Raw genomic sequence first — 20,871 nt, 5'->3', positions numbered from 1 at the left:
GAAATCGCAAAATTGACCCCCAAGAGGCTTATGGCCTTAAACCTATTCCTCGTCGTCCGAGTCTTCCGCCAGGCTGGGCGGCGGGGCGTCGTCCTCGCCGTCATCGCGCGGGGTGGCGGCGTCGGTGCCGGTGTCGTCGGCGCCGTTCTCCAGCAGCGGATCGTTCAGCTCGTCGTCGTCGCCTTCGCCCATGGGGATGCCCATGGCGTCCATCTCGCGCTCGGCGACCACCTTGTCGATGCTGGCGATCTTGTCGCCGTCGTCCAGGCGGATCAGCTTGACGCCCTGGGTGGCCCGGCCGATGAGGCGGATCTGGTCGACGGGCTGGCGGATCATCACGCCGCGCTCGGTGATGATCATCAGGTCGTTCTCGTCCGACACTTCCATCATGGTGACCATCCGGCCGGTGCGCTCGGTGACCTTCACCGTGATGATGCCCTTGCCGCCGCGGTGGGTGGCGCGGTACTCTTCCAGGCTGGTGCGCTTGCCCAGGCCGGTTTCGCAGGCCACCAGGATCTGCGCGTCCTGCTTGGCCGTCACCACCATGCCCACGACCTTGACGCCCTCTTCCAGCGCGATGCCGATCACACCCGAGGCGGTGCGGCCCATGGGGCGCACTTCCTTCTCGGAGAAGCGGATGGCCTTGCCCTCGTCGGTGCCCAGCAGGATCTCGTGGGTGCCGTCGGTGAGCTTGCAGCCCATCAGGCGGTCGCCCTCGCGGATCTCGATGGCGTTGATGCCCGCCTTGCGCGGCCGGCTGTAGGCCTCGAGGCTGGTCTTCTTGATGATGCCGTTCTCGGTGGCCATGATGATGTAGCGGTCGGCGTCGAAGGCCTTGACGTTGATCACGCTGGCGATCTTCTGGTCCTTGGGCTTCTCCAGCAGGTTGACGATGGCCCGGCCCTTGCTGGCGCGGCCGGCCTGCGGGATCTCGTGGACTTTCAGCCAGTAGCAGTGCCCGTCCTCAGTGAAGAAGAGCATGTGGTTGTGCGTCGAGGCGATGAAGAGGTGCTCGATGTGGTCCTCTTCCTTGGTGCCCGAGCCCGTGATGCCGCGGCCGCCGCGGTTCTGGCGCCGGAAGGCCGAGACCGGCTGGCGCTTGATGAAGCCGTCGTCGGAAAGCGTGACCACCACGTCCTCTTCGGCGATCATGTCCTCGATGGTGAACTCGCCCTCGTCGGGGATGATCTCGGTGCGGCGCTTGTCGCCGTAGCGGGCCACGGCGTCGTCCAGCTCCTCGCGGATGATGTTGCGCTGGCGGGCCTCGTCGGCCAGGATCTGCTGCAGGTCGAAGATCAGCTCGCGCAGGGCCTTGAGCTCGGCCACCAGCTTGTCGCGCTCCAGCCCGGTGAGGCGCTGCAGGCGCATCTCGAGGATCGCCTTGGCCTGCAGCTCACTGAGCCCGAAGCGCGCCATCAGGCCGTCCCGGGCGATCTCCGTGGTGGCGCTGGCGCGGATCAGCTTGATCACTTCGTCGATGTGGTCCAGCGCGATCTTCAGGCCTTCCAGGATGTGCGCGCGGGCCTCGGCCTTGTCCAGGTCGAAACGCGTGCGGCGCACGATCACTTCCAGGCGGTGGAGGATGTATTGCTCCATCACCTGCTTCAGCGTCAGCACGCGGGGCTGGCCCTTGACCAGCGCCAGCATGATCACGCCAAAGGTGGACTGCATCTGCGTGTGCTTGTAGAGCTGGTTCAGCACCACCTTGGCCACGGCGTCGCGCTTGAGTTCGATCACCAGGCGCATGCCCTCGCGGTCGGACTCGTCGCGGATGTCGCTGATCCCGGTCACCTTCTTGTCGCGCACCAGCTCGACGATCTTCTCGATCAGGCGCACCTTGTTGACCTGGTAGGGGATCTCGGTGACGATGATCGCGTCCTTGCCGCTCTTGGAGGACTCGATGGTGGCGCGGGCGCGGATCACCACGCGGCCGCGGCCGGTGCGGTAGGCCTCCTTGATGCCGCTGGAGCCGTAGATGAAGGCCGCCGTGGGGAAGTCCGGCCCCTTGACGAGCTTCATCAGGTCTTCTGCCGTGGCGTCCGGATGGTCGAGCAGGAGCTTGATGCCGGCGGCGGTCTCGTTCAGGTTGTGGGGCGGGAAGTTGGTGGCCATGCCCACGGCGATGCCCGAGCTGCCGTTGATCAGCAGGTTGGGCAGGCGGCTGGGCAGGACGGTGGGCTCCTGCATGCTGCCGTCGTAGTTCGGCACGAAGTCCACCGTGTTCTTCTCGATGTCCTCCAGCACGTCCTCGGCCAACTTGTCCAACCGCGACTCGGTGTAACGCATGGCCGCGGCGCCGTCGCCGTCGACGCTGCCGAAGTTGCCCTGGCCGTCGATGAGCGGATAGCGCAGGCTGAAGTCCTGCACCATGCGGACCATGGTGTCGTAGATGGCGCTGTCGCCATGGGGATGGTACTTGCCCATCACGTCGCCCACGATGCGCGCGCTCTTCTTGTAGGGCTTGTTGGAAGCGCAGCCCAGTTCGTTCATGCCGAAGAGGATGCGGCGGTGCACGGGCTTCAAGCCGTCGCGCACATCCGGAAGAGCCCGCTGGACGATCACCGACATGGAGTAGTCCAGGTAGGAGTTCTTCATCTCCTCTTCGATGTTCACGTTGATGATGTGTTGGCCGTCGGTCAGCATGGTCACAGCTCAAGTCCTTCTTGCTCAGACTCCCTTCCCCCGCGCCCCGCGGGAGAGGGCCCCGGCGCGGCCGGGGATGGGATGGGGCGTTGAGCCCGCGTCCCGCTCTTTCTTTTTATGCCGGACGCGCGACTCGCCGCGGGTCAGGCCGGGCCCGAGAGTTCCACGTGGAGCATTTGTCTCACGCGGTCCCGGTCCGTCACACGTCCAGGTTGCGCACGTACTTGGCGTTGTTCTCGATGAACAGGCGGCGCGGCTCCACCTCGTCTCCCATCAGCACGCTGAAGGTCTCGTCGGCCAGGGCCGCGTCCTCCAGGGCCACGCGCACCAGGCGGCGCTTCTCGGGATCCATCGTGGTGGTCCAGAGCTGGTCAGGGTTCATTTCGCCCAGACCCTTATAGCGCTGCACGCTGATGCCCTTGCCGCCGTGCTCCATCAGCACCTCGTAGAGGGCGAAGGGGCTGGGCAGCAGCTCCTCCTTCTCGCCCACCACCAGGGTCAGGGGCGCCTCGCCGATCTGGCTGAAAACGCGGTCCACGAGGTTGATCAGCTCGTGGAACTCCTGGATGTTGCACTCGCGCAGGCGCTCCACCGTCACGCCCAGCACGCCGCAGAGGCGCGTCTCCTCCTCGCCCGTCAGCGCGGCCAGCGGGAAGCCGTCCTCGCCCATCAGGGCCGTGGCGCCCAGGGTGCCGCGGTGCCGCGCGCAGAAGGTCTTCCAGTCGGCCAGGTGGTCGCCGGCGAACAGCGTGGGCTCGAAGAGCCGGTTGAGGCGGAAGTGGCGGTTCTCGCGGTAGAAGCGGTCCAGCGCCAGGCTCATGCGGTGCGCCAGGTCCAGCAGGCGCGTGGCCTCGGCGCGGTTCACCAGCCGCTCGCCGACCTTCATCTTCACCAGCTTGAGCGCGTTGTCCAGGTGGACGCGCTTCAGGTCCTCCTCGGTCTGCAGGTAGGTCTCGGTCTTGCCCGAGCCCATCTTGTACAGCGGCGGCTGGGCGATGTAGACGTAGCCCTGCTTGATCAGCTCGCCCATGTAGCGGTAGAAGAAGGTCAACAGCAGCGTGCGGATGTGGCTGCCGTCCACGTCGGCGTCGGTCATGATGATGATCTTGTGGTAGCGCAGCCGCTCCAGGTCGAAGTCGTCCGTGCTGAAGCCCGTGCCCAGGGCCTGGACCATCACCTTGATTTCCTCGTTGGCCAGGATCTTGTCGATGCGGGCCTTTTCCACGTTGAGGATCTTGCCGCGCAGGGGCAGGATGGCCTGGAAGCGGCGGTCGCGCCCCATCTTGGCGCTGCCGCCGGCGCTGTCTCCCTCAACCAGGTAGAGCTCGCAGCTCTGGGGATCCTTCAGGCTGCAGTCCGCCAGCTTGCCCGGCAGGCTGCCCGACTCCAGCGCGCTCTTGCGGCGCACCATGTCGCGGGCGCGGCGGGCGGCGTCGTGGGCCCGGTGGGTGGCGATGCACTTCTCCACCACGGCCTTGGCCACCCGCGGGTTTTCCTCGAAGTAGTCGTTGAGCTTCTCGTAGACGAGGGTCTCCACCACGCTCTTGACCTCGCTGTTGCCCAGCTTGGTCTTGGTCTGGCCCTCGAACTGCGGCTCGGCCACCTTGACGCTCACCACGGCGGTCAGGCCCTCGCGCAGGTCGTTCCCCGTCAGGGTGAACTTCTCTTTTTTGTAGAGTCCGCTGTCCGCCGCCCACTTGTTGATGCTGCGCGTCAGGCCCGTGCGGAAGCCCGTCAGGTGCGTGCCACCCTCGATGGTGTTGATGTTGTTGGTGAAGGAGAGGACGTTCTCCTGGTAGCTGGTGTTGTAGGAGAGGGCGATCTCCACCGCCACGCCTTCACGCTCGCCCTCCACGAAGACCGGCCGGCTGTGCAGGTTGGTGCGGCTGCGGTCCAGGTACTCCACGAAGCTGGACAAGCCGCCCTTGTAGCAGAAGGACTCGAACTTGTCGGCCTCGCGCTCGTCCTTGATGGTGATGGTCAGGCCGCGGTTGAGGAAGGCCAGCTCCCGCAGGCGCTGGGCCAGCAGGTCGAAGTGATACTCCACCTCAGTGAAGATCTCGTCGTCGGGCAGGAAGCGCTGGATGGTGCCGTGCTTGTCGGTGGTGCCCTTCAGCTCCACGGGCCCCTGGGCCACGCCGCGGTGGTAGCGCTGGACGTGGATCTGGCCATGGTTGTGGACCTCGGAGACCATCCAGGCGCTGAGCGCGTTGACCACGCTGACGCCCACGCCGTGCAAGCCCCCCGACACCTTGTACGTGTCCTTGTCGAACTTGCCGCCGGCGTGCAGGACGGTCATCACCACTTCCAGCGCGCTCTTCTTCTCGGCCTCGTGCCAGTCGGTGGGGATGCCGCGCCCGTTGTCCTTGACGGTGACGCTGCCGTCCACGTGCAGCACGACGTTGATCTCGTCGCAGTGCCCGGCCATGGCCTCGTCGACGGAGTTGTCCACCACTTCGCTGACCAGGTGGTGCAGGCCGCGGCTGCTGATGTCGCCGATGTACATGGCCGGGCGTTTCCGCACGGCCTCCAGGCCCTTGAGGACCGTGATGTTGTGGGCGCTGTAGTCGCCGTCTTGCGGCGTATACTCCTCGCTCATGCCCCGTCCTTCCTTCGCCCGTGGGCGTCTAGACAAATCGCAGGCGGCGGAGAACCGTCTCCGCGCCGCTGACCCCGTCCCGCGCCAGCCGCTCCAGCAGCCGTTCGCGGATCTCCTCCGCCAGCCCGCCCAGCTCGGTGCGCCAGACGGGGTGGCTCACGCGGACGCGCAACTCGCCGCCCGCCAGTTCCTCGACCCGGGTCAGCCCGCTGATTTGCGCGCCCACCAGGTCACTCCAGAGTTCATCGATGCGCACCAGCAGCCGGTCCTCGCGCAGACCGGCGCCTGTCAGGCCGTCCAGCACCTGTTCCAGGCTGCGGGCGCGCCAGGGGCGGGTCCAGCCACTGGAGGGCTGGCCGGGCGCCTGGGCGGGGCGCCAGCCGGGCAGCGCGGGATTCTTGCCGTTCAACGGTCCTCCTCCTCCGGCCCCTTCCCCCTGCAGGGGGAAGGTCGGGATGGGGGTTTTCCGCGCCCCTGTCATCTTCCGGACGCCTTGATTTCCACCTTTCTGCTTGCGCCAGAAAGGTGGAGCCAAAGAGGCGCTTTTTCTCAGCGGCCGTAACTAGGCGGCCTCACGGCCGCCGTCAGACAGACGGCCGAGCTGTGTAGTTCCTGATCCCTTCGTAGGTCGTTCGTCCTTCGGACTTCACCCATTTACTGGTTCAGCCCTGCGGGCTTCACCTCGCAAATCCGGTGCTTCCCTGGTCGCGCAGAACTCCTTCCCCCGTGCAACGGGGGAAGGCACGGCCGGTTAGGCCGGGATGGGGGCGTGCCCATTCTCCCCTCGCCGGTCAGACCACGGGCTCTGATTCGATCCTGCGCGCCTCGCCATTTTTCAGGCGGCGTCTTCGCGGTAGCGGCCGTTCTCGCAGTGCAGGACCTGGCCCACGCCCAGCACGTCCAGGTGGCGCAGGCTGGTGGTGCTGATCAGCACCTGCAGCTCGGGGTCCACGGCCGAGGTCAGGGCCCGGATTTTCTCGTCGTCCAGCAGGCCGAAGAGGTCGTCGAGCAACAACAGGGGCGTCTCCCCCGTCCACTGCCGCAGCAGGCGCGTCTCGGCCAGCACCAGGCAGAGCATGAAGAGCTTGTGCTGGCCCTGGCTGCCGTAGTGGCGCAGGCTCAGGCCGTCCAGCAGCACGGGCAGGTCGTCGCGATGCGGCCCCAGGCGCGTCCAGCCCCGGCGGGCGTCGCCCTCGCGACCCGCGGCCAGCGCCGCTCGGCAGGCCTCCACGCTCCAGTCCTCGTCCAGGCTGGGTTCGTAGCCCAGCGCGAACACGGCTCCCGGCGCGAAGTGCTCCTGGTGCACGGCCTGGACCTGCTGGCCCAGCTCGGCGCTGAACTGCCGGCGGCGGCGGGTCAATTCCAGCCCACCCTGGGCCAGTTCCTGCTCCCAGAGATCCAACTCCGGGGCGGAGCCGTCCCGCACCAGCAGGGCCGTGCGTTGCCGCAGGGCGCGCTGGTAGCGCAGCAGCAGGTCCAGGTAGACCGGACTGGCGGCGGAAAGCAGGCGATCCAGCGTGCGCCGGCGCTCGTCGGGACCGCCCTGGGACACGTCCAGGCTTTCCGGCGAGAGCAGCACCAGGGGCAGTTGCCCGAAGTAGTCGCGGCCCCGGCAGCGGGAGCCGTCCAGTTCAAAGACCAGCGCGCCGTCGCGCAACAGGGCCCGCGCCCGGCGGCGCCCCCGGCGCAGGGAATCGAACTCCCCCTCCACCAGGAACCCGGCGTCTTCGCCGGCGTCCTCCGCACCCTCGTCCTGGCTCAGGGTGGGGCGGCGGACCAGTTGATTCAACCGGTTGGTGCGAAAGGCCTTGGTGAGGCAGAGCAGGTGGACGGCTTCCAGCAGGTTGGTCTTGCCCTGTCCATTGTCGCCCAGCACCACCGTGTGCCGACCCCGGAACACGATCTCCGCCGCCGGGATGTTGCGAAACCCCCGGATTCGAAGCCGTTCCAGCCGCACCGCTAGCGCATCAGGCGAACGGGCATCAGCAGCATCAGGAGATCCTCGTCCTCCTGGTTGATCTCCGGCAGGATCAGCGCCGCGCGCTCGGCCGTGCCGAACTTGAACACCACCTGATCCGTGTCCAGGTGCCGCAGCATCTGGTCCAGATAGCTGGCGTTGAAGGCGATCTCCAGCGCGTCGCCGTTGTAGTCCACGTCGAGTTCGTTGCGCCCGCGGCTGCCGTACTCGTTGTCCTCGGCGGTGACCACCAGGCGGTTCTCGGAGAGCGTGAAGTTGATCTGGCGCGTGACGTTGTTGGCGCAGTTGGAGACCTGCTTCACGGCCCGGTAGAGCGCCCCCCGGGCGGTCTGCAGGATGTTCTCGTTCTGCAGGGGGATCACGCCCTCATAGGCCGGATAACGGCCGTTGATCAGCTGGGTGTAGATCTGCGCTCCGCCCAGGGAGAACACCAGGTGGTTCTGGGCCAGGCTGAGCTTGACGTTTTCGGAACTGGAATCCAGGCTGCGGGCCACCAGATTGAGCGCCTTGATGGGAATGACCACCGAGCCCAGGCTCTCTTGGCCGGCCAGCTTGTGGTCCTGGATGCGCACCAGGCGATGGCCGTCCGTGGCCACCAGGAACAGGGCCTCGGCGCGGAACTCGAAGAGCACGCCGGTGAGCACCGGCCGCAGGTCGTCCGTGGACACGGCGAAGGCCAGCCGCTCCACGTGCTGACGCAGGCGCTCGGCGGGGATCTCCAGTTCCGCGGAGACCTGGATGCCGGGCAGGATGGGGAAGTTCTCCGCGCTCTCGCAGGGAATCTGGAAGACGCCCTGGCCCGAGAGAATCTCCACGCCGTTGTTGTGCCGGTCCGTTTGCACGGTCACCGGGCGCTCGTCCAGTTCGCGGACGATCTCCAGCAGGCGCTTGCAGGGAATGGCCACGTCTTCGCCCTGGCCGCCTTCGACCTTCATGCGCGTGGTCAGGGAAATCTCCAGGTCGGTGGCGGTCATCCGCGCCTCATCGGGCTCCACGTGGAGCAGGATGTTGTTCAGCATGGGATGGGTGGTCTTGCTGGGCACCACCGCGGACAGCTTCTGCAGCTGAGCCAGGAATTCCTTTTGGGGAACCGTGAAGCGCATGGTCATGGACCTCTTCTCTTCGAGTCTTTAGAGACTCAACTCGTCGTACTCGTCACCGGCTGGTGGATTTGGGGGACAAGGTCCCGGTCGGCAATGGATCGTGTTGAGTTCCAGGTAGAAAGCGCCGCCGCAGCGGTGAGGAATCCTCGTTCAAACCCGGTGGATAAGCTAAGGAACAAGGCCACGTTTCTCAACCGCAGCAACCGGCCCCGGGCCTTGTCCACAGGCTCGTGCACGCCTTGTCCACGACCACTCACGAGTTGTCCACTAAGCCTTGTCTGAACAGTCCGCGAGGCGGAGAGTCGGGAGTCCGGCCGGCCGACGGGTTGGGTGGGGGTCGTAGAGGGAGAACGCCCGGGCGCGGGGCGGAACCGCGGACCGGCCGCCCGCCCCAGGGGGCAGCGGACGACCGGTCCAGACGGATGACGGGTGGGGTGGACGCCGGGCTGCATGGTCGCGCTCAGGCGTGGAGTTCGATGGAACGCAGCAGGTCGTCGATCTCGCTGCGGAAGACCTGGTCGCCCGTGATGCGGTCCTCCACGGTCTTCACCGCGTGGATCACCGTGGAGTGGTCCCGGCGGCCGTAGTGCAGGGCGATGCCCCGCAGGCTGTGGCGCGTCAGCTTGTGGCAGATGTACATGGCCACCTGGCGCGTGTGGGCCACCTCCTTCTTGCGGCCGCGGTCTTTCAGGTCGAGCAGGGGGATGTTGTAGTAACGCGAACAGGCCTCGGCGATGGTCTCCATCGAGACCTGGGCGCGGCGGGTGGGCGCGAACTTGCGCGCCACCTGGTGGGCCAGGTCCAGGTCGATGGGGGCCCGCATGAACTGGGACTGGGCGATGAGCTGGAGCAGCGCGCCTTCCAGATCCCGGACGTTGGTGCAGATGTGGGTGGCCAGGAAGTCCACGATGCGCGGGTCCAGGCTGGCGCGGTGCTCGTCGGCCCGCTTTTCCAGGATGGCCACGCGGGTTTCGTAGTCGGGCAGGGTCAGTTCCGTCACCAGTCCCGAGGCGAAGCGGCTGGTCAGACGCTCGTCCAGGTCTTCCAGGTCGCGGGGCGGCCGGTCGGAGGAGAGGATGATCTGCTTGCCGGCCTGGTAGAGCGAATTGAAGGTGTGGAAGAACTCGGTCAGGGTGCGCTCTTTTCCCGTGAAGAACTGGATGTCGTCCAGGATGAGCATGTCCACGTTGCGATACAGGTGCGTGAAGTCTGTCGTGCGCTTGGTCTTGATCGAGGCGATGAACTGGTTGACGAACTGCTCGCTGGTGACGTAGACCACGCGCCGCAGGGATCCCGTGCGCAACACCTGGTTGCCGATGGCCTGGATCAGATGCGTCTTGCCGTAGCCCGAACCGCCATAGACGAAATAGGGATTGAAGGGCGTGGTGGTGGGGGTCTCGGCCACGCTGCGGGCCGATGCCACGGCGAAGCGGTTGGATTCGCCCTCGATGTAGTTGTCGAAGCGGTACCGCGGATTCAGGTTGGCCTTGACGGGCTCCTGCCCCACGTTGGAGTCGGCCAGTTGCAGCTGCTCGGCCTCCAGGGCCGGCAACTGGTCCTCGGGGACGTTGTCCCGCTTGACGATGGACAACTCGACGCCTTTGCCCACCGAGTGCTGGAGGGCTTGGCGAATGAGATCCCCATGGGTATTCAGCAGGTAATCCACGAAGGCCGTGGGGGGAGCCAGTGCAAGCAGCACCTGGCCATCGAAACTCAAGGGGCGAAGTTTGCGGAACCAGATGTCGGCCACCTTTTTTCCGGGAGCCAATTCATCGATGGTACGGACAAAATTCTCCCAGTGCGCCAGGACGGATTCGCCCGGCACATCCAGACTTCGAACTGGTTGTGACATGGGTCCTAGAGGGGTCTATTCACGAGTTATCCACAAGATCCCCAGCCTTCTGGGTGACGCGGTGGGAAATATAGGCGGAGGTCCGGGGCGAGTCAAGGAGGCTCCCGGCGAAATGCGACAAAAGAGCGCCAGGGGCCGGATTCGGCTATGAATCTTGTTGTCTGACAACAAGATAAAATCGAGACCGTTGAGGCTCAACTCCTTCCCGGCTCATTGAATCCAAATATGCGCTCCTCGAGATCTCTTGAATATGTTCATTAATCTGAAGAGAGCGCTACAGCAAGGGCTTCGAGTTATCCACAAGATTTCTACATAAATCGATGATGATCAAAACGCAGATTCGGGCGCCGAAACGGGCGCCTTGTGGACCCGAGCCGCACATCCTTACCTTGGCCCCGGGAGTAGGAAGGATGCGCGATGGATCCCTTGCAGCTGGACCGCTGGCGAATGACCCAATTCGCCTGCTCGGGTGGCTGAGCGGCGAAACTGGGTCCGGTGGACCTGTATCGCCTCCTGCCCAGCCAACCGGCGGACGAGCGTCTGCTGGTGGGGCTGGAAACCCACGACGACGCCGGCGTGATGCGGCTGCGGGATGACCTCGCCCTGGTCAGCACCGTGGATCTGATCACACCGGTGGCGGACGACCCGTACCTCTACGGGCAAATCGCCGCCGCCAATTCGCTCTCCGACGTGTACGCCATGGGTGGCGAGGCCGTGGGCGCGCTGAACATCTGCTGCTTCCCGGAGACCGGCCCGGCCCCGGAGGCCCTGGCGCGGATCCTCGAGGGCGGGCTGGACCGCCTGCGGGAAGCCGGCGCGCTGCTGCTGGGCGGGCACACCGTGCGCGATCCTGAACTCAAGTACGGGCTGGCCGTGAGCGGGCTGGTGCATCCGGAGCGCGTGGTGCGCAACCACACCGTGCGCGAGGGCGACCTGCTGGTGCTCACCAAGGGCCTGGGCACCGGCCTGCTGCTGACCGCGCACAAGAAGGGTCTGGTGGACGACGCCTGCTACCTGGGCACTCTGACCCGCATGGCGCAGCTGAACCGCCGGGCCTCCCAGGCCATGTTGGCGGCGGGCGTGCACGCGGCCACGGACGTCACGGGCTTCGGCCTGCTGGGGCACCTGTGGGAGATGGTCTCCCCCGGCGGCCACGGCGTGGAACTGCACCTGCCCTCGCTGCCCCTCTACGAGGGCGCGCTCCTGGCGGCGGAACAGTTGGGCGTTTCCGGGCCCATGCGACGAAATCTCGCGCTGCCCAGTGAGTACTTTCAACTTCCCAGCGATTTGCCGATGTTCTGGACGGCCCTGCTGGCGGATCCGCAAACCTCGGGCGGCCTGCTGATGGCTGTTGCCCCCGAGCGCGGCGGCGAACTGCTGCAGCGCCTGCAGGATGCCGGCGAAGCGGCCTGTCTGATTGGCGAGATCCGGGGAGCCCGGGCTTCGTCCGAGTTCGTGAGCTGACAAACACACCGCGTGCAGCCCCCCGCGCGCAGTTAATCCGCGATGAACGCCATGACTGCCGGACAGAACGGTCGAGAGGCCGCGCTCTCGTCCATGAGGGGGGGACTGTGAAGACTTTTATCAAGCGCGATTTGGTGGAGCGGATCAGCACGCTCACCGGGCAACGCCACCAGGAGGTAGCCCGGATGGTCGATGCGCTGTTTCATTCCTTGCGGGGGATTCTGGAATCCGCCGATCCGGAATGCCGGGTGGAGATCCGCGATTTCGGAGTGTTCGAGGTCAAGAAGACCAAGGCAAAACCCCAGGCCCGCAATCCACGCACCAATGAAGTGGTCTACGTGCCGGCCCGGCGCAAGACCCACTTCCGCCCGGGCAAGCAGCTGAAGGAAGCGCTGCGGATCAGCCTGCCGGCGGAAGCCGTGCCGGAACAAGCGGCCGAAGAGCTGAGCCTGCCCCTGCAGGCCGGCACCTTTCAGAACGAGTACATCGAGAGCTGATCAATAGCGGTAGGTGAGGGCCAGCTGGGCGCGCCAGCGGTCCTCGCTCTCGCGCCGCTCCAGCCGCTGCCCGGCCTGCTCGTACTCCAGATAACGCAGCTCCCAGCTCTCGCGCAGGACGGAGAGGTCCAGGGCCACGGCCTCCTGCAGCAGCAGGCTCAGGCCCAGGGACACGCCGCGCCGCGGGGTTTCCACCTGGTAGTTCCAGTAGCTGTAGGGATCCTCGCCCTCGGGCCGCGCGGTCAGGCGGGTGTCCGTGCGGGCCTCGCCCGCCGTCCAGACGCCGCCGCGCAGACGCAGATCCGTGCCCGGCACGTACCACTCCCCGCCCAGCCGCAGCCGGTGCCGGCCCTGGAAAGCGCGCGCCAGCAGTTCGTCGCTGAGCAGCAGGTTCTGACCCGCGGGCAGATCCTCGTACTCCAGATCGGCCCAGTCCTGCCAATCCCAACTCAGGCCCACCTGCCAGAAGCGCTGCCGCCAACCGGCGCCCAGGGAGATCAGCGCCGGATAGCGGATGGAGTAGGTGCTGGCCCCGTGCAAGCCTTCCGGCAGAACCTGGCCCGGCTCCCCTTGCTGGACGTGGTAGCTCCAGTCCACGGTCTGCTTGTAGGCCGGCTCCAGCAGAAGGCCCAGCTGCAAGGGACCCGTGCGCGCCTGCAGGCCCAGCCGCAGGCTGACCCCGTCCAGTTTCACCTGATCGTAGCCGCGCCAGAGGATGGTGTCCACCGCGCTGGATTCCTGCTCCACCTGCTCCAGCACGCCCTGTCGGAAGGCCAGGGTCAGGCCGCCGGCGAGCGTCTGGGTGAGTTGCAGCGCGCCCGAGAGCAGCCAGGCGTCCATGTGGCCGGCCTGGCTGGAACTCACGCTCCAGTTCTGGTCGGGAAAGCCGGCCCGGCGGGAAAAATCCGCCAGCCGCGCCCAGCCCAGGCCCCAACAGAAGCCGCCCCGCACCGACGGCATGGGATAGGCGTAGCCGATGTGGCTGAAGTGGGCGAGGCTCTCCTCGCTGGTCTGCTCCGTGCCGTCGGTGGAAACCGACTGGGTCAGGGACTCATTCCCCAGTTCATAGCCCAGGTTGAGCTCCGCCCGGCGCTGCCAGGCCAAGGCCGCCGGATTGTACCAGGCGGCGCTCCAATCCTCGCCCAGGGCCGTCAGGGCGCCGCCCATCCCCATGGCCTGGCTGCCGGGCAGGCGCTCGTGGTCCAGCCAGGCCTGTGCCTCCGGCGAGGACGCCCACAGACAGGCGGGCAGGCTGATCAATCCGGCAAGCAGCAGGATGCGGGACATGGGGATCCTCCGGCGCTGGGCGGATCAGCGGGTGTCGCTGTCCGGCTTGGGCGGGCTGGGCGTGACGGGTTGGGCGGGCCGGGTCTTGCGGGGCCGGGTCTCGCGGGGCTTGCCGTCGTCCTTGCCCCGGGGAGCCCGGCTGGTTGCGCTGCTGTCCGCCTGGGCCTGGGAGAGCCGGGGCGTGGCGTGCCCCTCCCCCATCACCACCAGCGGCGCGGGGAGCGGCGGCGCCACCAGCGCCGGCGCAGCGGGTTCGGAACTGGCGCCGCCCGCCGAACCCCGGGTCCAGGCCGCCTGGCCCTGGAAGCTCGCCCAGCGGTCCGAGCCGCGGTGGGAATAGGAATCCGGCGCGCCGGTCTCCAGCCAGCTCTCGCCGGCGTGGCAGGACAGGCAGTCGGAGGCGGAGTCCGGGCGGAACAGGCGGCTCTCCGCCAGGATCTGCGGGTGGTTGAGCCGCGTGTAGCAGGACAGGCTCAGGGCCAGGGGCAAGACCAGCAGCAGGATTCTCAAAACCGCCTCCGTTCCGGCACTGTGTGCGCCGCGCTAGTGTCGCCCATTCCGGCCGCATGCGCAAGAAAAACCCGCCGCGGGAGCGGCGGGCGGGAATTCGACGGGCCTTGGACGCCCCAAGCGCGAGCCAGGATCCCGGCGCGCGGAAGGATCAGAAACTTTCCATGTAGGTGATGCGCAACTCGCGGCTGACGCTGTCCACCGGGCGGCCGGTCAGATCCCGGCGGTTGGTGAGCACATCGCGGAAATCCATTTCCAGCGACAGGCGCTCGGCGAAGGTCCAGCGCGCGCCCAGATTGAGGAAGCCCTTGTTCTTGGACAGGCCCGTGCGGATGTCATCCCAGGCGAAGTCGTACTCCGCCACCGCCATGATTTCGTCGTTGATGGACTTGTCCACTCCGAACCACATGTTCAGGCCGGCGTCGTCGTCGTTCTCCATGGGATTGACGTTGGCGCCCAGGTGCAGGCCCATCAGCCCCATGTTGCCCACCAGGTAGTTCTTCCCCGCCGCCGCGTAGAAGCCCTTGGCCTTGATCTCGTAGCGGTCCACCGTGCGGGTGGGATCGTCCGGATCGGCGGGCGCGTCCTTCAGCCAGCGGCCGTGGCCCTGGCCGGAATAGCCCAGCACCAGGGCGGGCCAGGAGACGGTCTCGTCGAAGAGCCGGTACTTGAGCGCCAGTTCGGGGCGGCCGTTCCAGTCCGGGTTCTGGTCGCTGATGATCCGCGTGCCGCCGAAGGAAGCGCCCATGTTGAGGCGGTCCAGCAGGCCGACGCCGAAGGCCAGCAGCACGCCGCCCTCCGCGTAGAGATTCATGTCGAAACTGAAGTCACCCTTCTGCAGGATGCCTCCGGTGGGGTTGTCGATCAGCTGGTTGATGGGCAGGGTTTTCATGTTCTGGGCCGCGGCGCTGCCCGCGAGCAGGGCCAGGCCGGCCAGTCCGAACGCCAAGCGCTTCATCTGGTGAGTCCTCAGCTTATTTCTCAATCAGCTCGATGTTGGCCCGGGGCAGCGTGACACGCTCGCCGCCCTCCGTCTCCACCTCCAGCACGCGCACGTGGGCGCCGCTCTCCACCACGGTGAGCTCCGGAGGCAGCGCGCTGACCCGGCCTTTGCGCCCGAACCAGGGCTGGCGGATGATCCGCACCTCGCTGCCGATCTCCAACGCGCCCGTGTGACGCGATTCCTCCACCAGCGCCTTCTCAGGCAGCGGAACCACGATCTCCGGCCGGATCACACCGGCGCGGATCTGGGTGGCGCCATTGACGGAGGCGTGCCGGCCCTGCAGCTCGCCCAAGAGGTCCCAGGTGCGCTGGGTCATGGGAATCTCGCCGTAGCCCTCGGTGAGGATCAGCGTGATCCCGATCTCCTCGTTGCCCGTGATCGCCACGCCCAGTTCGAAGCCCAGCAGCTCGGTCAGGTCGCCCTTGTCGAAGCCGCCGGCGATGATCCCGCTGACGCCCAGCTCGCGGGCCTTGAGCAGCGCCTCCAGCGTGACCCCCGCGCCGCCCACCAGCAGCTTGCCGCGCTGCTCGGGTTTGAGGTGGGCCACGGTGAGCAATTCCGCCGGCCCCGCCGTGGCGCGTTCCAGCGGACCCCAGGCCTCGCCGCCCACGCCGAAGATGCCCTGGATGTAGGCGCCCTGGGTGCGGATGGTGACGCCCTCGCGCTCGTGCACGGCGATCACCTCGCCGTCCATGAAGGCGTTCACCTCCACGGGCACCGGCGGCCGCTGGAGGATCACCTGGCCGGTGCGCAGGGAGATGGACTCCACGGTGCCGTCGATGGGGCTCTCGCAGGTGGATTTGAACATCCCGAAGAAGGAGCGCGTCAGGGCCAGGGTCTCGCCCTTGGCCACCGGGTCCTTTTCCTTTTTCAACATGGCGTCGCGCAGTTCGCCGGGCTCCACGCCCAGGGCGTGGGCCACCTGGACCGGATAGATGTCGCCGGGCAGGTCCGTGCGCGCCACCACTTGATCGAAGGTGACCCGCTGGCCCACCTGGACCGTCACCTCGCCCAGCAGGGGGAGGCGGCGCTCCTTGATGACGACGGTGCCGCGCGCCACGCGCAGGCCGGGAGTGAAGGAGGTTGCCATGGAGCCTCGGGTTTGATCGCTGCCGGCGAAGGTGGCAAACCGCAAGGAGTCGCCCGCTTGCGGAGCGGGCCTACCTCGTCAGCTGGCGGTACTTGATCCGGTGCGGGCCGGCCTCCAGTCCGCGTTCCTTGCGGTTCTTCTCGTAGTCGCTGAAGTTGCCTTCGAAGAACACCACCTGGCTGTCGCCCTCGAAGGCCAGGATGTGGCTGGCGATGCGGTCCAGGAACCAGCGGTCGTGGCTGATCACCACCGCGCAGCCGGCGAAGTTCAGCAGGCCCTCCTCCAACGCGCGCAGCGTGTTCACGTCCAGGTCGTTGGTGGGCTCGTCCAGCAAGAGGACGTTGGCGCCCTCGCGCAGGGTGCGCGCCAGGTGCACGCGGCCGCGCTCGCCGCCGGAGAGGAGGCCCACGGGCTTCTGCTGGTCCTGCCCGCTGAAGTTGAAGCGCCCCACCCAGGCCCGGGCGTTGAGCTCGCGGTTGCCGATGGTCAGCGTCTCCTGGCCGCCGGAAATCACCGTGTAGATGCTGTCCTCGGGGTTCATGGGCCGGCTCTGGTCCACGTAGCCCAGCGTCACGGTCTCGCCCACGCGAATCTCGCCCGAGTCCGGCGTCTCCTGCCCGGTGATCAGGCGGAAGAGCGTGGTCTTGCCTGCGCCGTTGGCGCCGATGACGCCCACGATGCCGCCGGGCGGCAGGCTGAAGGTCAGGTTGTCGAAGAGCAGGCGGCCGTCGTAGCCCTTGCCCAGGCCCTTGGCCTCGATGACCACCCCGCCCAGGCGCTGGTTGGCCGGGATGAAGATCTCCAGGTCGTCCTGGACCTTCTCGGTCTGCTGGGCGGACATCTCCTCGAAGCGCGCGATGCGCGCCTTGCTCTTGTCGTGACGGGCCTTGGGGCTCTGGCGCACCCACTCCAGCTCGTGTTCCAGGGCCTTGCGGCGCTTGCTCTCCTGCTTCTCCTCGGCCGCCAGGCGCGCCGACTTCTGCTCCAGCCAGCTGCTGTAGTTGCCCTCGAAGGGAATGCCGTGGCCGCGGTCCAGTTCGAGGATCCAGCCGGCCACGTTGTCCAGGAAGTAGCGGTCGTGGGTCACGGCCAGTACGGTGCCCGGATAGCGCGCCAGATACTGCTCCAGCCAGGCGACGGACTCGGCGTCCAGGTGGTTGGTGGGCTCGTCCAGGAGCAGCACGTCCGGCGCGGAGAGCAGCAGGCGGCAGAGGGCCACGCGGCGCTTCTCGCCGCCGGAGAGCACGTCCACCAGCGTCTCCGGATCCGGGCAGCGCAGCGCGTCCATGGCCTGCTCGAGCTTGGAGTCCAGGTCCCAGGCGCCCAGGTGGTCGATCTTCTCCTGCAGCACGCCCTGGCGGGCTATCAGCTTGTCGAAGTCGGCGTCCGGGTCGGCGAACTGCTCGCTGATGGCGTTGAACTCGGCCAGCAGCTGCGCGGCCTCGCCCGCGCCCTCGGTGACGGTCTCGCGCACGGTGCGGCCGGGCTCGAGCTGCGGCTCCTGGGGCAGGTAGCCGAAGCGCAGGCCCTTCTGGGCGACGATCTCGCCCACGATGTCCGTGTCCAGCCCGGCGATGATCTTGAGCAGCGTGCTCTTGCCCGAGCCGTTCAGGCCCAGCACGCCGATTTTGGCGCCGTAGTAGAAGCCGAGGTAGATGTCGCGCAGGATCTGGCGCTTGGTGTCGCGCAGGACCTTGCCCACGCCGATCATGGAAAAGATGACCTTCTGGTCGCTCATGTAGCCCTCTGGTTGTGAATTGCCCTCAAGGTACGAAGGGCGGCGCCCCTAACTGTCACATGGCCAGCCCACCATTGCCTGTCATCCCAGCGAAAGCGCCCGGCGCACCAGCGCCGGGACGGGATCCCATGGCCGATGCCCAGCGGCAACCGTCTCCACATTGCCGACGAGCGATTATGTCCCCGGCGCAGCGAAGCGCCGGGCTGATTCAATCAGCCCAACGCCTCGCGGCGTTTGGGGCCGTGGGAATCCGGTTGGGAAGGGGGCGACTCTTCACGTGGGGACGGGCGACAGGATCCCAGCTTACGCTGGGATGACAGGCCTTTGGGAAGGCCGGCCCTTGAGGTGTCAGGCCCTAAGGATGAAAGTTGCCGCCCCAGTGTATTCATGATTTCCGTTGTCGCCAAGCGGCGGGATTGCCTCCTTCCAGCGGTCACTCAACTCTTCCCGCTCGGCGGAGCAGCGTCCTGGAGGTGGCATGGAACACGTGGCGACGCCCGGACTCACTCGTCTGACCCGGCTGGCCCGCCGCCTGGGGAGCGGTCTGTGGCGCGTGGTACTGCCGGCCCTGCTGCTCTGGATGTTGCTGGAGATCGTGATGCGGGTGGGGCTGGGACTGGGCTGGTTGCCGACGCGACCCCCGGACTTCTGGTTGGCTGGTGCGGCTAAACTCTGGCGCTGGGTGACCTGGCGCCAGCTGAACGGGGGCATGGGCCTGACTCTGGCCTTTCTGCCCGTCGCGCTAACCCTCTCGGTGCTGGCGCCCCGGCGCGGGCTGGCCTTCGCCAGCCTCGCCACCGCCCTGCTGCTGGCCATGCACCCACTTGTGCACATCTATCTTCCCCAGTGGTCCTCCCTGCCTGCCGTGGGCCGCTTCAGCATCGCCGCGGACCTCGTCATGCAAGCCCTCACCCTGCCCCTGCTGACCTGGCTGGCGGGGCGCGCGCTGTTCCGCGCCGGCCTGGGTGGCACGGGCACGACCCGGACACCCGCGGGCACGCGCGTCCGCCCGGAAGGACTGGCGTGGGTGGGGCTGTCCATTCTCGTCGCCGGCCTGGCCGCGCCGCTCTTCCTCGTGTGGTCCATGGGCACGGCGGAGGCCCCGCTGCGCATGACCTTGGCGACCCTGATCGACGCGAACCCGGTCGCCGTGCTAGTGCTGGGCGCGCCGCTGCTGGCGGGCATGGCGCTGGTGGCCGGGCCGCGCGGACGGTGGCGGCGCCCGGTCCTGACAGCCGTGCCCGTGCTGCTGATTTATGGGTTGGTGGCGCTGGCACTGGAGGCCGTCAAACCGCTGATCCTCGAGCGGATCCATTCGCCCCTGCCAGCCTCGCCCTTGTGGAATCCCGAGGTGGTTTCCGTTGGCGCCTGGATCCTGCTGTGCGCCCAGCCCTTCCTGTGGGCGGCCTGGATCCTGGCCCTGCGCCGTCCGGCCGCGCCCGTCTCCCCCTGACGTGATGAACCACCAGCCTGGAGCCGCCGATGTTTTTCGACCTCTACGACATCTTCCAGAACATCCGCATCCGGGGGGCCGAGCATAAAGCCGATCGGGCGCGCGAACTGGCCGGCGACCTGGACGAGCGCGTCGAGACCCTGGAGCGCCGCGTGGCCATGCTGCTGATGACCAGTCAAGCCTTGTGGGACTTCATCAAGCGCCACCACGACCTCACGGATGCCGACCTGCTCGCGCAACTCAAGGAGATCGAGGCCGAAGCGGGACGGCCGGACGGCAAGGCGGTCAAGGAGGCGATCCGCAACTGTCCGGCCTGCGGCAAGACCCTGCAGAAGACTACCGGAACCTGCCTGTATTGCGGGCACAAGGCGGATCTGCTGCCCTTCGAACGGACCTGATCTCGCACCGCCCGCGATGGTTGCTGGCGTATCAGCCAACCAGAACCCAAATTAGGCGCCACAAACAAACCTCTCCAACCCGAAGGGAAGCGCCATGGCCGGACACACCCTCACTTATCACCGCGTGCTGCGGGCGCCGGCGGAGCGCGTCTATCGGGCTTTCCTGGACCCCGCCGCGCTGGTCAAGTGGATGTCGCCCAACGGCTTCACGGCCACCGTCCACGAGCAGGACGCCCGCGTGGGCGGCGGCTACCGCATCTCGTTCACCAACTTCTGCAGCGGCGGCAGCCACTCCTTCGGCGGACGCTACCTGGAGCTGGTTCCGGGCGAGCGCATCGTCCACACGGACGCCTTCGACGACTCCAATCTGCCCGGCGAAATGGTGGTCACGGTGGAGTTCAAGACCGTCTCCTGCGGCACGGACCTGACCATCACCCAGGTCGGCGTGCCGGAGGTGGTTCCCGCCGAGGCCTGCCACCTGGGCTGGCAGGAATCCCTGGCCCTGCTGGCGCTGCTGGTGGAGGCGGAGATCCCGGCCTAAGCCGCGGCCCACTTGCCAGCCAGCCGACGATTCCCTCTCTTGTGGCGCGCCGCCGTTACGGAACCCGCACCTCAAGCGGACGGTGGCGCACCAACAGGAGGAGCACCGCATGACAACACGTCATTTGCCGACCATCGCCGCGCTGGGTCTGTTGCTGGTCGCGGGCCGGATGTTCGCACAAGGCGAAGCGCCCGCGGCGTCTTCGCCGCTCGTGGCCCCGCTGCCGGGCATCGCGGCGGAGGATCGCCAGCCCAACGGCTGCGTGGACTGCCACCGCAACTATGTCGACCTGAAGATGGACCAGCGGCTCAGCACCCTGATGGCCGGCTTCGGCGAGAGTGTGCGGCCGGACCTGCTGGCCAAGGCCCAGGCGGCGGCTCCGGCGGGCGCAACGCTGCAGGGGCGGCACCCCAAGGTGAACGTGGCGGCCAACGTGCCGGGCAAGTGTCTGAACTGCCACCGCCGCGATTCGGAGATGGCGCCGCCCTTCACGCGCCTGATGCACGCCATCCACCTGACGGGCGGTGAGGACAATCCCTTCGCCTCCCAGATGGGCGGGGCCTGCTCCTCCTGCCACAAGCTGGACGCGGCCACGGGCCAGTGGCGCATTCCCACGGGTCCGGAAGAATAGCGACGCATTGACGCCCGCCCGGGTGCCGTCGGGCGTCCATGGCTGGCGAACACGCCGCAGGTGAACGACCTTTCCCGCCGTCGA

At 67.2% G+C, this 20,871-nt stretch carries 17 protein-coding genes; 6 read left to right on the top strand and 11 right to left on the bottom strand.

Translation table 11 applies throughout. The features are described from left to right. Nucleotides 1–42 precede the first annotated feature (42 nt). From gyrA to dnaA, 6 genes are all read right to left on the bottom strand, one after another. Nucleotides 43–2,643, bottom strand: coding sequence for a DNA gyrase subunit A (gyrA, locus tag WC326_11995; GenBank protein ID MFA7331782.1), 2,601 nt, complete (start codon nucleotides 2,641–2,643; stop codon nucleotides 43–45). A gap of 199 nt (nucleotides 2,644–2,842) precedes the next feature. Beyond that, complete coding sequence (gyrB, locus tag WC326_11990) at nucleotides 2,843–5,242, bottom strand: DNA topoisomerase (ATP-hydrolyzing) subunit B (protein ID MFA7331781.1); 2,400 nt, start codon at nucleotides 5,240–5,242, stop codon at nucleotides 2,843–2,845. Nucleotides 5,243–5,270: 28 nt separating this feature from the next. Then, nucleotides 5,271–5,651: a DUF721 domain-containing protein gene (locus WC326_11985; protein MFA7331780.1), complete on the bottom strand. Its 381-nt coding sequence runs from the start codon at nucleotides 5,649–5,651 to the stop codon at nucleotides 5,271–5,273. Nucleotides 5,652–6,077: 426 nt separating this feature from the next. Further along, nucleotides 6,078–7,199: a DNA replication and repair protein RecF gene (gene recF / locus WC326_11980; GenBank protein MFA7331779.1), complete on the bottom strand. Its 1,122-nt coding sequence runs from the start codon at nucleotides 7,197–7,199 to the stop codon at nucleotides 6,078–6,080. A gap of 2 nt (nucleotides 7,200–7,201) precedes the next feature. Further along, nucleotides 7,202–8,329 carry a DNA polymerase III subunit beta gene (gene dnaN, locus WC326_11975; protein MFA7331778.1) on the bottom strand — a complete coding sequence of 376 codons (1,128 nt, stop codon included), beginning with the start codon at nucleotides 8,327–8,329 and terminating at the stop codon, nucleotides 7,202–7,204. Nucleotides 8,330–8,783: 454 nt separating this feature from the next. Next, nucleotides 8,784–10,175: a chromosomal replication initiator protein DnaA gene (gene dnaA / locus WC326_11970; protein MFA7331777.1), complete on the bottom strand. Its 1,392-nt coding sequence runs from the start codon at nucleotides 10,173–10,175 to the stop codon at nucleotides 8,784–8,786. Between the two features lie 417 nt (nucleotides 10,176–10,592). Between dnaA and selD the strand changes: the two genes are divergently transcribed. Both selD and WC326_11960 read left to right on the top strand, forming a co-directional pair. Beyond that, complete coding sequence (gene selD, locus WC326_11965; GenBank protein ID MFA7331776.1) at nucleotides 10,593–11,639, top strand: selenide, water dikinase SelD; 1,047 nt, start codon at nucleotides 10,593–10,595, stop codon at nucleotides 11,637–11,639. 107 nt (nucleotides 11,640–11,746) lie between these two features. Continuing rightward, nucleotides 11,747–12,136 (top strand): HU family DNA-binding protein, encoded by a 390-nt coding sequence (locus tag WC326_11960; GenBank protein MFA7331775.1) that lies wholly within the window; start codon nucleotides 11,747–11,749, stop codon nucleotides 12,134–12,136. Here WC326_11960 and WC326_11955 read toward each other — a convergent pair whose 3' ends face one another. From WC326_11955 to ettA, 5 genes are all read right to left on the bottom strand, one after another. Continuing rightward, entirely contained in the window at nucleotides 12,137–13,423 is a 1,287-nt protein-coding gene (locus tag WC326_11955; protein ID MFA7331774.1) for a hypothetical protein, read from the bottom strand. Between the two features lie 24 nt (nucleotides 13,424–13,447). Further along, complete coding sequence (locus WC326_11950) at nucleotides 13,448–13,933, bottom strand: hypothetical protein (protein ID MFA7331773.1); 486 nt, start codon at nucleotides 13,931–13,933, stop codon at nucleotides 13,448–13,450. Nucleotides 13,934–14,084: 151 nt separating this feature from the next. Continuing rightward, nucleotides 14,085–14,891, bottom strand: a complete 807-nt coding sequence (locus tag WC326_11945) for a hypothetical protein (protein MFA7331772.1) — start codon at nucleotides 14,889–14,891, stop codon at nucleotides 14,085–14,087. A gap of 16 nt (nucleotides 14,892–14,907) precedes the next feature. Beyond that, complete coding sequence (locus WC326_11940) at nucleotides 14,908–16,026, bottom strand: hypothetical protein (GenBank protein ID MFA7331771.1); 1,119 nt, start codon at nucleotides 16,024–16,026, stop codon at nucleotides 14,908–14,910. A gap of 70 nt (nucleotides 16,027–16,096) precedes the next feature. Further along, nucleotides 16,097–17,764 carry an energy-dependent translational throttle protein EttA gene (gene ettA / locus WC326_11935; protein ID MFA7331770.1) on the bottom strand — a complete coding sequence of 556 codons (1,668 nt, stop codon included), beginning with the start codon at nucleotides 17,762–17,764 and terminating at the stop codon, nucleotides 16,097–16,099. 478 nt (nucleotides 17,765–18,242) lie between these two features. On the opposite strand from ettA, the gene WC326_11930 reads away from it, so the two are divergent. The 4 genes from WC326_11930 to WC326_11915 all read left to right on the top strand — a co-directional run bounded on the left by WC326_11930 (nucleotide 18,243) and on the right by WC326_11915 (nucleotide 20,787). Then, entirely contained in the window at nucleotides 18,243–19,217 is a 975-nt protein-coding gene (locus WC326_11930; protein MFA7331769.1) for a hypothetical protein, read from the top strand. Nucleotides 19,218–19,246: 29 nt separating this feature from the next. After that, nucleotides 19,247–19,615 carry a hypothetical protein gene (locus tag WC326_11925; protein ID MFA7331768.1) on the top strand — a complete coding sequence of 123 codons (369 nt, stop codon included), beginning with the start codon at nucleotides 19,247–19,249 and terminating at the stop codon, nucleotides 19,613–19,615. Nucleotides 19,616–19,709: 94 nt separating this feature from the next. Beyond that, nucleotides 19,710–20,156 (top strand): SRPBCC family protein, encoded by a 447-nt coding sequence (locus tag WC326_11920; GenBank protein ID MFA7331767.1) that lies wholly within the window; start codon nucleotides 19,710–19,712, stop codon nucleotides 20,154–20,156. A gap of 109 nt (nucleotides 20,157–20,265) precedes the next feature. Then, entirely contained in the window at nucleotides 20,266–20,787 is a 522-nt protein-coding gene (locus tag WC326_11915) for a cytochrome c3 family protein (protein ID MFA7331766.1), read from the top strand. Nucleotides 20,788–20,871: the final 84 nt, after the last annotated feature.

Source organism: Candidatus Delongbacteria bacterium (assembly GCA_041675285.1).
Lineage (GTDB): Bacteria > CAIWAD01 > CAIWAD01 > CAIWAD01 > CAIWAD01 > CAIWAD01.
The sequence above is the reverse complement of the archived record's forward strand: the minus strand, read 5'-3'. Positions and strand labels throughout refer to the sequence as shown.

Coding starts and splice junctions, on each gene's coding strand:
- ettA (MFA7331770.1), bottom strand. CDS start 17,764: ATGAGCGACCAGAAGGTCATCTTTTCCATGATCGGCGTGGGCAAGGTC.
- WC326_11945 (MFA7331772.1), bottom strand. CDS start 14,891: ATGAAGCGCTTGGCGTTCGGACTGGCCGGCCTGGCCCTGCTCGCGGGC.
- WC326_11955 (MFA7331774.1), bottom strand. CDS start 13,423: ATGTCCCGCATCCTGCTGCTTGCCGGATTGATCAGCCTGCCCGCCTGT.
- dnaN (MFA7331778.1), bottom strand. CDS start 8,329: ATGACCATGCGCTTCACGGTTCCCCAAAAGGAATTCCTGGCTCAGCTG.
- WC326_11920 (MFA7331767.1), top strand. CDS start 19,710: ATGGCCGGACACACCCTCACTTATCACCGCGTGCTGCGGGCGCCGGCG.
- WC326_11930 (MFA7331769.1), top strand. CDS start 18,243: ATGGAACACGTGGCGACGCCCGGACTCACTCGTCTGACCCGGCTGGCC.
- WC326_11925 (MFA7331768.1), top strand. CDS start 19,247: ATGTTTTTCGACCTCTACGACATCTTCCAGAACATCCGCATCCGGGGG.
- gyrB (MFA7331781.1), bottom strand. CDS start 5,242: ATGAGCGAGGAGTATACGCCGCAAGACGGCGACTACAGCGCCCACAAC.
- WC326_11915 (MFA7331766.1), top strand. CDS start 20,266: ATGACAACACGTCATTTGCCGACCATCGCCGCGCTGGGTCTGTTGCTG.
- WC326_11940 (MFA7331771.1), bottom strand. CDS start 16,026: ATGGCAACCTCCTTCACTCCCGGCCTGCGCGTGGCGCGCGGCACCGTC.
- gyrA (MFA7331782.1), bottom strand. CDS start 2,643: ATGCTGACCGACGGCCAACACATCATCAACGTGAACATCGAAGAGGAG.
- dnaA (MFA7331777.1), bottom strand. CDS start 10,175: ATGTCACAACCAGTTCGAAGTCTGGATGTGCCGGGCGAATCCGTCCTG.